Annotated in this window: 10 protein-coding genes and 1 other RNA gene; 8 read left to right on the forward strand and 3 right to left on the reverse strand. The window is 17.7% G+C overall.

Annotated features, from left to right (window positions below; all coding sequences use genetic code 11):
• The first annotated feature begins 48 nt into the window (after window positions 1-48).
• Both GJT90_RS01920 and typA read left to right on the forward strand, forming a co-directional pair.
• The gene (locus tag GJT90_RS01920; protein WP_168920192.1) at window positions 49-918 is read left to right on the forward strand and encodes a 5'-3' exonuclease; all 870 of its coding nucleotides are present in this window, start codon (window positions 49-51) and stop codon (window positions 916-918) included.
• Between the two features lie 500 nt (window positions 919-1,418).
• Window positions 1,419-3,275, forward strand: a complete 1,857-nt coding sequence (typA, locus tag GJT90_RS01925; protein WP_168920193.1) for a translational GTPase TypA — start codon at window positions 1,419-1,421, stop codon at window positions 3,273-3,275.
• Between the two features lie 16 nt (window positions 3,276-3,291).
• Here typA and ssrA read toward each other — a convergent pair.
• Both ssrA and smpB read right to left on the reverse strand, forming a co-directional pair.
• Window positions 3,292-3,655: a transfer-messenger RNA gene (gene ssrA / locus GJT90_RS01930) on the reverse strand.
• A gap of 7 nt (window positions 3,656-3,662) precedes the next feature.
• Window positions 3,663-4,139 (reverse strand): SsrA-binding protein SmpB, encoded by a 477-nt coding sequence (gene smpB / locus GJT90_RS01935; RefSeq protein ID WP_168920194.1) that lies wholly within the window; start codon window positions 4,137-4,139, stop codon window positions 3,663-3,665.
• A gap of 406 nt (window positions 4,140-4,545) precedes the next feature.
• Here smpB and grpE point away from each other — a divergent pair, with 406 nt between their 5' ends.
• The 3 genes from grpE (at window position 4,546) to rpmG (ending at window position 5,774) form a co-directional block, all read left to right on the forward strand.
• Window positions 4,546-5,208: a nucleotide exchange factor GrpE gene (grpE, locus tag GJT90_RS01940; protein WP_168920195.1), complete on the forward strand. Its 663-nt coding sequence runs from the start codon at window positions 4,546-4,548 to the stop codon at window positions 5,206-5,208.
• Window positions 5,209-5,364: 156 nt separating this feature from the next.
• On the forward strand, window positions 5,365-5,586 hold the full coding sequence (gene rpmB, locus GJT90_RS01945; protein ID WP_168920196.1) for a 50S ribosomal protein L28: 222 nt from the start codon (window positions 5,365-5,367) through the stop codon (window positions 5,584-5,586).
• A gap of 20 nt (window positions 5,587-5,606) precedes the next feature.
• Complete coding sequence (rpmG, locus tag GJT90_RS01950) at window positions 5,607-5,774, forward strand: 50S ribosomal protein L33 (RefSeq protein ID WP_168920197.1); 168 nt, start codon at window positions 5,607-5,609, stop codon at window positions 5,772-5,774.
• Window positions 5,775-5,885: 111 nt separating this feature from the next.
• Here rpmG and rpmE read toward each other — a convergent pair whose 3' ends face one another.
• Window positions 5,886-6,107, reverse strand: a complete 222-nt coding sequence (gene rpmE, locus GJT90_RS01955; RefSeq protein ID WP_168920198.1) for a 50S ribosomal protein L31 — start codon at window positions 6,105-6,107, stop codon at window positions 5,886-5,888.
• Window positions 6,108-6,217: 110 nt separating this feature from the next.
• Between rpmE and priA the strand changes: the two genes are divergently transcribed.
• The 3 genes from priA to nrdA all read left to right on the forward strand — a co-directional run bounded on the left by priA (window position 6,218) and on the right by nrdA (window position 12,841).
• Complete coding sequence (priA, locus tag GJT90_RS01960) at window positions 6,218-8,299, forward strand: replication restart helicase PriA (RefSeq protein WP_168920199.1); 2,082 nt, start codon at window positions 6,218-6,220, stop codon at window positions 8,297-8,299.
• Between the two features lie 49 nt (window positions 8,300-8,348).
• Window positions 8,349-10,244 carry a tRNA uridine-5-carboxymethylaminomethyl(34) synthesis enzyme MnmG gene (gene mnmG, locus GJT90_RS01965; RefSeq protein ID WP_168920200.1) on the forward strand — a complete coding sequence of 632 codons (1,896 nt, stop codon included), beginning with the start codon at window positions 8,349-8,351 and terminating at the stop codon, window positions 10,242-10,244.
• Between the two features lie 314 nt (window positions 10,245-10,558).
• Window positions 10,559-12,841, forward strand: a complete 2,283-nt coding sequence (gene nrdA / locus GJT90_RS01970; protein ID WP_168920201.1) for a class 1a ribonucleoside-diphosphate reductase subunit alpha — start codon at window positions 10,559-10,561, stop codon at window positions 12,839-12,841.
• Window positions 12,842-12,848 lie beyond the last annotated feature (7 nt).

Below are 12,848 nucleotides of genomic sequence, written 5' to 3' on the forward strand. Positions count from 1 at the left end.
ATTTTTTAATAAATATTTATATATATTATTTAATATATTTTTATTATTATGTATGAAAAAAAAATAGTTTTAATAGATGGATCATTCTATTTATATAGAGCTTATTATGCTTTACCTAATTTAACTAATAGTAAAGGTAATCCTACTGGAGCAATATATGGTTTTATTAATATGTTTAATAAAATTATAAAAATGAATATAAATAGTTATTTTTTGGTAATATTTGATAGTAAAGGTATATCTTTTAGAAAAAAAATTTTTAATAAATATAAAGCAACAAGAAAAAATATGCCTGATAATTTGAATGTACAAATTATTCCTTTATTAAAAATTATACAGGCTATGGGATATAATGTTATTTCTCTTAAAAATATAGAAGCAGATGATATTATTGGTACTTTAGCATTACAAGCAGAAAAAAAAGATTATTCTGTTTATATTTTTAGTATTGATAAAGATATAGCACAATTAGTAACTCAAAATATTAAAATTATAAATCCTATTAATTATTCTATTTCTGGACCAAAAGAAATATATTATAAATATAGAGTTTTCCCTAAATTTATTAGTGATTTATTAGCATTAAGTGGAGATTCTATAGATAATATTCCTGGAATTCCAGGAATAGGAAAAATTATAAGTAAGAATTTAATAAATAAATTAGGTAGTTTAAAATATATTTATAATAATTTAAATAGTGTTAATAATCTAAATTTTAGAGGAGGTAATAATATAAGAAAAAAACTTATAAAATATAAAAAATTAGTTTTTTTATATCATAAATTAACAAAAATTAAAACTAATATTAATTTAGATTTAAATAATTTTGATCTAAAAATTAAACCAAAAAAAGATTATTTGAAATTTTTATTTCAGACTTATAAATTTAATAAATTATTAAAAAATATAAATAATTAATATTTTTTTAATAAATTTTATTAAATATAAAATATAATTTTATAATTTATTTATTTTTTATTAATATTGTTATTATTTGTGTTGTTACTTTTTTTTTAAAATAAATTTTATTTATATTTTTTAAAATTAATAAAATTATTATTTTTATAGTATTAATTTTAAAAAAAATTTATATGTTTATTTTATAAAATTTTCTTTTTAAATATTTATTTTAAATATTAATTTATTTAAATAAAATTTTTAATAAATTTATATATTTTCATATCTAGAAAAGTTCAAAAATAAATTTATATATCTAGTAATAAATTCTAAATTTAAATTATATTAATATTCTTAATTTTAAAAAAAATTAAAATAATTTTTAATTTAATGTCTTATTTAAAAATAATAATTTAGTTACAGATTTTTATATAAAAATTTTTATTTTATAAAAAAATTTATTTATATTTTAAAATGATAAATTTATGTAAATAAATATAGTACATAATTAGGATTTGTTTATGAAAAAAATACGTAATATAGCTATTGTTGCACATATAGATCATGGAAAAACTACATTAATAGATAAATTATTACAAGAATCAGAAAATTTTCAAAATACAAAAAATATTTTTAAAAATAAAAATGATATAAATAGAATAATGGATAGTAATGAATTAGAACAGGAAAAAGGAATTACTATTTTTTCAAAAAATACATCTATATTTTGGAAAGGTTATCAAATTAATATAATTGATACTCCAGGACATGCAGATTTCAGTGCTGAAGTAGAACGTATTTTATCTATGGTAGATTCTGTTTTATTATTAGTTGATGCTGTAGAAGGACCAATGCCACAAACAAGATTTGTTGCATTAAAATCTTTTTTATATAATTTAAAACCTATTATTATAATAAATAAGATAGACAGAAAATTTATTCGTCCTGATTGGGTTATAGATCAAATATTTGATTTATTTGTTAATTTGAATGCTACTGATGAGCAACTTGATTTTCCTATAGTTTATACATCAGCTCTTAAAGGATTATCTGGATATAATATAAATAAAATGAATAATAATATGGATATATTATATGAGACTATTATTAAACACGTATCTCCTCCTAATGTAAATATACATAAACCATTTCAAATGCAAATATCTCAAATAGAATATAATAATTATATTGGTAATATTTGTACTGGTTTAATAAAAAGAGGGACAATTAAAATTAATCAATATGTTATTTTGATTAAAAATAATAAAATTTTAAAAAAAATAAAAGTATTATATATAATATCTAATATAGGTTTAAAACCTGTATATATTAATGAAGCTAAAGCTGGTAATATTATTGGATTAGCTGGTTTAGGATTTGAGAAAATAAATATTTCTGATACAATTTGTGATATTAATCATTATGATCCTTTACCTTTATTAGTAATAGAAAAACCTAAAATTAGTATGTTATTTCATGTAAATAATTCTCCATTTTCAGGAACAGAAGGCAAATATTTAACATCTAAAAAAATATTTGATAGAATTCGTAAAGAATGTTTATATGATATAGCTTTACAAATAAAAGAAACTACTAATAATAATGTCTTTTATGTTTCAGGTAGAGGAGAATTACATTTAGTTGTTTTAATAGAAAATATGAGAAAAGAAGGATTTGAGCTATCTGTATCTAAACCACAAATTATATCTAGAATTATTGATGGAATTAAAAAAGAACCATTTGAAATATTAATTTTAGATTTTTCTAAAAATAAAAAAGGTCATATAATTCAATTAATTAGTCAAAGAAAAGCTATTATAAATAATATTATTTTAAATGATACTAATGATAGAGTAAGAATTGAAGCAGTTATTCCAAGTAGAGGTTTAATTGGTTTTCGTAATGAATTTATAAATGTTACATCAGGTACTGGAATAATGAATTCTTTTTTTAGTCATTATGATATTAATATAAATAATTTAGTTAGAGAAAGAGAAAATGGGGTTTTAATTTCAAATAAAGAAGGATATGCTGTAGCATTTTCTTTATCTAATTTACAATCTCGAGGAAGATTATTAATTAATCCAGGAGAAAAAATTTATGAAGGACAAATTATAGGTATACATAATAGATCAAATGATTTAACTGTAAATTGTTTAATTAATAAAAAATTAACTAATATGAGAGCTTCTGGAAGTGATAATCCTATTAATTTAACTCCTATAAAAAAAATGTCTTTAGAAGAAGCAATAAATTTTATTCAAGATGATGAATTAATAGAAATTACTCCAAAATCAATTAGAATTAGAAAAAAATATTTAACTGAATCTTTACGTAAATTAAAAAAAAATAAAAAAATAATTAATAATAAATTATAAAAAAAAGAACTATATTTCTTGGAGCTGGGGGGAGTCGAACCCCCGTCCAAAATTACTACATTCTCGGAACTACATGTTTATTTTTATTATATAAATTTTAGTAATATTTATTAATAAAAAAAATTTAATATTACATAGTCTATTTTATTTCTTTAATATATTATTTTAAGACATATAATATACGATCTCTTTAAATTATGACCTATTTACTTTTTATTAAAGAGTAAATAATAAGAAATAGGGCTTTAACAGTTTTTTATGCTGCTAATGCGTAATTTTGATTTTTTGCAATTATTTCAATACGGTTTTTTACAAGGCCAACCGTTTCCTTGACATGCTCCTAAAATTTGATAATTTTGTCAAATCCATAAATCAGCCCCCAAAATTTTAAATATCTTTTTTCAAGAAACGTGATTTTTTAATATTCCATTCTTTCTTTTTTAATAAAATTCTTTTATCATATTTTTTTTTACCTTTAGCAACAGCAATTTTTAATTTACACCAAGATTTTTTCCAAAATAAACCAACCGTAACTAAAGTAAAGTTTTTAATTTTATTATAGTTTTTTAAAAGTTCTATTTCTTTTTTTTTTAATAATAATTGTTTTTTCCTATTAACATCATATTGTATATGATTACAAATTGTTTTTAACGGATTAATATTTATATTAAATGAATAAACTTTATTAGATAAAATACTCACATAACTATTATTTATGGATACTCTATTTAATCTTAATGATTTTACTTCCCATCCTTTTAAAATAATTCCAGCATTAATTTCTTCTTGTACAGAATAATCATAATATATTTTTTTATTAAAAACAATATATTTTTTTTTTTCATTATATAAACAATTTAACAATTTTATTAAATATTATTAATTATATTAAATATATTAAATAATTTCAATAAATTATTAAAATTTTTTATTTTATATTTTAAAAAACAATTAATTTTAAAAAAAATGATTTACTAATTAAATAATTTTTTATATTTTAATTATATAATTAATACAAATACAAATTATTTTTAATATATATGTTTTTTATTAAAGAAAATTTTAAAACATTTCTATATTTTATTTTTAATAAAAATTTTTTATAAAAAATATTATTTAAAAAGATTTTAAAATTATTTTATAAAAATTTTTGTATTAATCAAATAAAAATTTTTTTAATATTTATTAAATGTAAAATATTTAATTATTTATATTAAATATTAAATTTAAATAAATCTATATAAAAATTTTTCAAAAGGATATCGATTATATGAATAATGATAAATCATTAAAAGAAATAAAAGAAAAAAAAATAGAAGAAAAAAAAAATGATGATAAATTAAGTAATTTTAAATCTAATGATGATATAAAAGATAAAACTTATATTAAATCAGAAAATAAAAATACAATTGAATATTTTAAAGAAAAAAATGATGAATATAAATTAGAAATTTCTGAAATAAAAAATAAATTAAAAAAATGTAAAGATAATATGTGGGATTTAAAATTACGTTCTCAATCAGAAATAGAAAATATTAGACGTAGATCTATATTAGATATTGAAAAAGCTTATAAATTTTCATTAAAAAAAATTCTACATGAATTATTACCAGTAATTGATAATTTAGAAAGAGCCATAAAAATAAAAACAGAAAAAAAAGATAATATTGAATTATCTATAATTGAAGGAATAAAATTAACTTTAAAATCTTTATTAGCATTAATAAAAAAATTTGGTGTTAATATTATTGACGAAATTAATATTCCTTTTGATCCATCTAAACATCAGGCAATGTCTATTATAGAATCTAATAAAATAAAAGATAATTATATTATAGAAATTTTACAAAAAGGATATACTCTTAATAAGATATTATTAAGACCAGCTATGGTTATTGTAGTAAAAAATAAAGAAAATAATAAAAATATTTAATATATATTAATAATATGTTTATAAATTATTATTTTATGAACATATTATGTTTTAATATAAATATATTTTATATTAAAGTTTTTAAAAAAGTTAATATTTTTATTCAAATTAAAAATTAATTTTTTTAAAATTTTTATAAACTATAGAGAATTTTTTATGACTAAAATATGTAGAATAACAGGAAAAAAAACTATAAAAGGTAATAATCGTTCACATGCAATGAATGCAACTAGGAGAAAATTTTTACCAAATATACATTATCATAAATTTTGGTTAGAAAAAAAAAAAAGATTTATAACTTTAAGAATATCTACTAAAGGTATGAGATTAATAAACAAAAAAGGAATAGATAATATTAATTTACATAATTATAAATAATTGAATGAGAATATATTTTTATGGCAAAAAAAAAACGTATTATAATTAAATTAATTTCATCAGCAAAAACTGGTCATTTTTATACAATTACAAAAAATAAAAAAAATAATACAAAAAAATTAGAAATTAAAAAATTTGATCCTTTTATAAGAAAACATATTTTATATAAAGAATATAAAATTAAATAGAATTCTTAATTCTTAATTCTTAATTCTAATTTTATATTAATCAATAATGTTTTTAATAATATTTATCATTATTGATTAATAAAAAATATAAATAAAATAAATATAATAATTTTATCCAAATATTTTAGAATGTTTGAATCTTTTTTTAAAATTTTCTACACGACCTTTAGTATCTGTTATTTTTTGTTTTCCTGTATAAAAAGGATGACATATATTACAAATATCTAAACTTAATTCTTTATTATTATCTAAAGTTGATTTAGTATTAATAATATTTCCACAAGAACATTTAATAGTAATATTGTTAAATTTAGGATGAGTATTTTTTTTCATAATATACCAATAGTAAAGAAAATATTTAAAAATAATTTATTTATATATTTTATAAATATATTTTATTTTTACAAGAAAATATTTATAATTAATATAAGAATTTTAAAATTATGAAAATAATTAAGGTAGTTTTTAATAATTATATTATATATCAAAAATATGATTATTTGTTACCTACTAATATAATAGTAGATATTGGTTATAGAGTTTTAGTACCAATAAGAAATAAAAAACATGTAGGTATAGTAATAGAAATAAAAAATTTTTCTAAAATTTTACCAAATAAATTAAAATATTTATATAAAGTTTTGGATAAAAAATCACTTTTTAATTCTTTTATTTGGAATTTTGCAAAAAAAATTGCTGAATATTATCAATATCCTGTTGGAGTTATTTTATTTAAAATACTACCTATGTTTTATAGAAAAAATAATAAATCTTCTATAAATTGGGAAAATTTTTATTTAAAAAATATTAAAAATTTATATAAAATTAAATTGAAAAAAGTTTATAAATTTAAAATTAAATCTAATTTTTTTAAAAAAAATAAAATATTTTTTAATAATAAAAACAATAAATTTAAAATTTATTTATTATTTATAAAAAATATGTATAAAATTGTATTTCTTAAAGTAAATTTTTTTAAAACTTGGGTTTTACAGGATAATGCTATTTTATTTAAAAAAATTAATATTTATGTTAATTTAATTAAAGTTATGTTAATTAACAAAAAACAAATATTAATTTTAGTTCCACAAAAATATAATATTTTTTATTTATACCAATTTTTTATTAAATTAAATGTTTCTATTTGTTTATTATATTCTAATATTTCTGAAAAAAAACAATTAGTAATGTTAAAAGATATAAAAGAAGGTAAAATATCAATAGTAATTGGTACAAAATCTTCTATTTTTACACAATTTTTAAAATTGGGATTAATTATTGTAGACAAAGAAAATGATTTTATATATAAACAAAATAATAAATATAAGTATAATACAAGAGATATTGCTATTTTACGAGCAAAAATAGAAAATATTCCTATAATATTAAGCTCTAAAATTTTAAGTTTAGAAACTATAAATAATATTAATCTCGGTAAATATAAATTTTTATTTCATAAAAATAAAGAAATATCATATAAAAAATATTTTGATTATATAATTATAGATATTAATAAACAAGTACTAAAATATAAATTATTTTCTCATATTTTAATTAAAATGATGAAAATATATCTTCAAAATAAGAAACAAATAATTATATATTATAAATATATAGGGTATTCAAATCTTATATTATGTAATTTTTGTAGAAAAATATTAAAATGTATAGATTGTAATAAAAATTATATTTTTTATAAAAAATCATGGAAATTATATTGTAAATTTTGTAAAAAAATTATTAATATGATTACATATTGTCCTTTTTGTAAAAAAAATTTCTTTATACCAATAGGTATTGGTATAGAACAATTAAAAGAATTATTAAAGATAATATTTCCAAATATATTAATTTTTTTTATAAATAATAAAAATTTTTTAAAAAAAGTTTCTTTAATATATGATAATAAAATTAAACCTTTAATAATAATTTCTTCGCAAATTTTATATAAAGAGTACTATTTTTTTTTAAAAAATGCTTTAATAATTTTTTTAAATATAGATAATATTTTTTTTTCAAGAAATTTTCGTACAATAGAATATTTTTCTCAATATATTTTTAGTATATTAAATAATCATTTAAATAAAAAAAAAAAAAAAATAATTATACAAACAAATTATCCACAAAATAATTTTTTAAAAAAAATTTTTAAAACTAATTACACATACAATAATATTGCTAATTATATATTACAAGAAAGAAAAATGATGTTATTACCTCCTTTTACTAATCATGTTATTTTAATAATTGAATCTTATAATAAAAAAATTTTAATTAATTTTTTAATTAAATTAAAAAAAATATTAAAATTAAAATATATGAATGAAAAAAATTTTCTTATTATAGGTCCTACATCATTAATACAAAATCAACGAAAAGGATTATTTAGAAAAAAAATTATCTTACAACATCTATTGAAAATTAGATTACAGTTTATTACAATCAATATTCATTCTATAGCAAAAAAAATTATAAATTTTAATAAGATTAAATTATTAATAAATGTTGATCCCATAGAATGGTAAATTATTAAAATAAAAAATTAAACATTATTTATTAAAATTTGGTATATATATGTATAATTCTAATAATAAATTTGATGTTATTATTGTAGGTGGTGGACATGCTGGAATAGAAGCTGCTGTAGCTAGTGCAAAAATGAAAAAAAAAACTCTTTTAATTACAAGTAATATTGATACAATAGGACAAATGTCTTGTAATCCAGCAATAGGAGGTATTGGTAAAAGTCATTTAGTTAAAGAAATAGATGCTTTAAATGGTATTATGGCAATTGCAACTGATTATTCTGGTATTAATTTTAAAATACTTAATAAAAGTAAAGGACCAGCAGTAAGATCTACAAGAGCACAAACAGACAGAGAATTATATAAAAAAACAATAAAATATATTTTAAGTAAACAAAAAAATTTATTATTTTTTCAACAAGAAGTAAAGAAAATTATAATTAAAAATTATCAAGTAACAGGTATAATTACTAAAAATAATGATATTATAAATGCAAAAGTTATAATTTTAACTACTGGAACGTTTTTAAATGGAAAAATTTATATTGGTTTAAATAATCAATATCATGGTGGTAGAATTAATGATTCTTCTTCAAAAGAACTAGCTAATTTTTTAAATGAAGAATTACCTTTAACAAAAGGTCGGTTAAAAACAGGTACTCCTCCTAGAATTGATAAAAGAAGTATTAATTTTTCTAAATTAGAAGTTCAATATAGTGATATTCCTCTACCATGTTTTTCTTTTATTGGTAATAGTAAACAACATCCTAAACAATTACCTTGTTATATAACTTATACTAATAAAAATACACATCAAATAATAATAGATAATATTACTAAAAGTCCTATGTATAGTGGTTTAATTACAAGTAAAGGACCTCGATATTGTCCTTCTTTAGAAGATAAAATTATTAGATTTCCTAATAGAGAAAAACATCAAATTTTTCTAGAACCAGAAGGTATATTTAATTCAGAAATTTATCCTAATGGAATTTCAACTAGTTTTCCTTATAATATACAACTTTCAATTATAAAATCTATTAAAGGTTTAGAAAATGCATGTATTACTAGATTAGGATATGCTGTAGAATATGATTTTTATGATCCTAGAGGATTAAAACCAACTATGGAAAGTAAATTTATAAAAAGATTATTTTTTGCAGGACAAATTAATGGAACAACTGGATATGAAGAAGCAGCAGTACAGGGATTAATTGCAGGATTAAATGCTGCTCTTTTAATTGATAATAAAAAACAGTGGTTTCCTTTAAGAAATCAAGCATACATGGGAGTTTTAATTGATGATTTATGTACTTTAGGAACAAAAGAGCCATACCGTATGTTTACTTCACGTGCAGAACATAGGTTACTTTTAAGAGAAAATAATGCAGATATAAGACTTACTAAAATAGGATATAAACTAGGATTAGTAAATGATATTCGTTGGCAAAAATTTAATGAAAAATTAAATAATATTGAAAAATTATATCAAAAAATAAAAAATTTTAATATTAATTATGATAATAAAATAAAAATTAAAAAATTAAATTCTTTATTAAAAAGTCCTATAAAAGAAAAATTAAATGGTATATCATTATTAAAACGTTCTGAAATAAATCATAAAAACTTAATAGAATTAAAAATATTTGATTTTAATATAAAAAATATAGAAGTTATTGAGTATATTGAGACTGAATTAAAATATAAAGGTTATATAAAAAGACAATTAGAATTAATAAAAAAACAAAAAAAAAATGAAAATATATTAATTCCAATAGATATTAAATTTAATGATATAAGAAGTTTATCTAATGAAGCAAAAGATAAATTTTATTTTTATAAACCTTATACTCTTGGACAAGCATCTAGAATACCTGGTATAACACCAGCAGATGTTTCAATACTTTTAATTTATTTATTAAAAAAAAAAAGGGAAATAGCATAAATAATGAATATTTACTACTAATATATTTTTTATTTTTATCTAAAATAAAATCTAATCTATAGATTAGATATTTTATAAATAAATATTTATTTAACACTTATATTAAAATATAAATAATATTTAAAATAATTTTATAGAATTTATTTTAAAAAAAATTTTAATATAAAAGTAACATTTTTTAATTATGAATAATTAATTTATTTGATATTTTTTTATAATAATAATTTTTTTCAACTTCTATTCTATTATATTTGACAGTTATCATTTAATACATATTATTAAAAAACTTTATTTTAAATTAGTAGGTACTATTTATGAAACATAATTTTTTTGTCATAAAAAGAAGTGGAAATAAAGAATTAATTAATTTAGATAAAATAGATTTAATATTATTTCGTGCTGCACAAAATTTAAAAAATATCTCATTATCAAAAATAAAAAAACAATTATATATACAATTATATAATAAGATTAGTACAGTAAATATCCATAATATTATAATTAAAATTACAGCAGATTTTATTTCTGAAAAATATCCTGATTATCAATATATGGCAGCTAGATTAGTTATTTTTAATTTAAGAAAAAAAGCATATAAAAAATTCATACCACCTAAATTATATAATCATGTTAAAAATATGGTAAATTTACAAAAATATGATAAATTTCTTTTAGAAAAATATTCTAAAAAAGATTTTAATTTAATGGATGATTTTATTAATCATGATCGTGATATGAATTTTTCATATGCAGCTGTCAAACAATTAGAAGGTAAATATTTAGTTAAAGATAGAATAACAGGAAAAATTTATGAAAGTGCCCAATTTTTATATATTTTAATTTCAGCTTGTTTATTTGCTAAATACCCATCTAATAAAAGAATGTATTATATAAAATCTTTTTATGATGCTATTTCTACTTTTAAAATTTCTTTACCAACACCAATTATGTCAGGAGTACGTACTACAACTAAACAATTTAGTTCATGTATTTTAATTGAATGTGGAGATAATATTAATTCAATCAATGCTACTACTAGTAGTATTATAAAATATGTTTCTCAAAAAGCGGGTATAGGAATTAATGCAGGAAGAATTCGTGCTGTAGGTAGTCCTATTAGAAATGGAGAAGCATTTCATACCGGATGTATTCCTTTTTATAAACATTTTCAAACAGCTATTAAATCATGTTCTCAAGGAGGTGTAAGAGGTGGTGCTGGTACATTATTTTATCCTTTATGGCATTTTGAAATTACAAATTTATTAGTTTTAAAAAATAATAGAGGAATTGAATCTAATAGAGTTAGACATATTGATTATGCTGTACAAATTAATAAATTATTATATCAACGTTTAATTAATAATAAAAAAATAACTTTATTTAGTCCATCAGATGTTCCTAATTTATATGAATATTTTTTTTCAAATCAAAAAAAATTTAAATATCTTTATGAAAAATATGAAAAAGATATTAATATTAGAAAAAAAAAAATTGATGCTGTTAATTTATTTTCATTAATGATGCAAGAACGTACTTCAACAGGAAGAATTTATATACAAAATGTTGATCACTGTAATACTCATTCTGCATTTAATCCTAAAAAAGCACCTATAAGACAATCAAATTTGTGTTTAGAAATTACTTTACCTACTAAAACCTTAAATAAGATAGATGATCCTAATGGAGAAATTGGATTATGTACTTTAGCTGCATTTAATTTAGGTAAAATTAAAAATTTAAATGAAATAAAAAATTTATCAGATTTAATAGTAAGAGCATTAAATTGTTTATTAGATTATCAAAAATATTTAATTCCTGCAGCTAAAAAATCAGCTTTAGAACGTAGATCTTTAGGCATTGGAGTAATTAATTTTGCTTATTATTTAGCAAAAAATAATGTTCGTTATTCTGATAATAGTGCTAATAATTTAATTCATAGAACATTTGAATTTATACAATATTATTTATTAAAATCATCTAATGATTTAGCTAAAGAAGAGGGATGTTGTCCCTTATTTAAGGAAACTAATTATTCAAAAGGAATATTACCTATTGATACATATAAAAAATATATTGATAATATTCATACAGAATCATTACATTGTAATTGGGATAATTTAAGAATAAAAATTAAAAAATATGGATTACGTAATTCTACTTTATCTGCATTAATGCCATCAGAAACTTCTTCTCAAATTTCTAATGCAACTAATGGAATTGAACCACCTAGAGGTTTTATTAGTATAAAATTATCTAAAAATGGTATTTTAAAACAAGTTGTACCTGAATTTTTAAAATTAAAAAAAAAATATGAATTACTATGGAATATACCTAATAATGATGGATATTTAAAATTAATTGGTATAATGCAAAAATTTATTGATCAATCTATTTCTACAAATATTAATTATGATCCTTCTCGTTTTTATAATAATAAAATACCTATGGAACAATTATTAAAAGATTTGTTAATAGCTTACAAATTAGGTATTAAAACATTATATTATCAAAATACAAGAGATGGAGCAAAAGATACTCAAAATGAAAATATTTTAGAAAAAAATAATATTTGTACAAATGGAGCATGTATACTTTAATTTTAAA

This window comes from Enterobacteriaceae endosymbiont of Donacia dentata, from assembly GCF_012570745.1.
Lineage (GTDB): Bacteria > Pseudomonadota > Gammaproteobacteria > Enterobacterales > Enterobacteriaceae.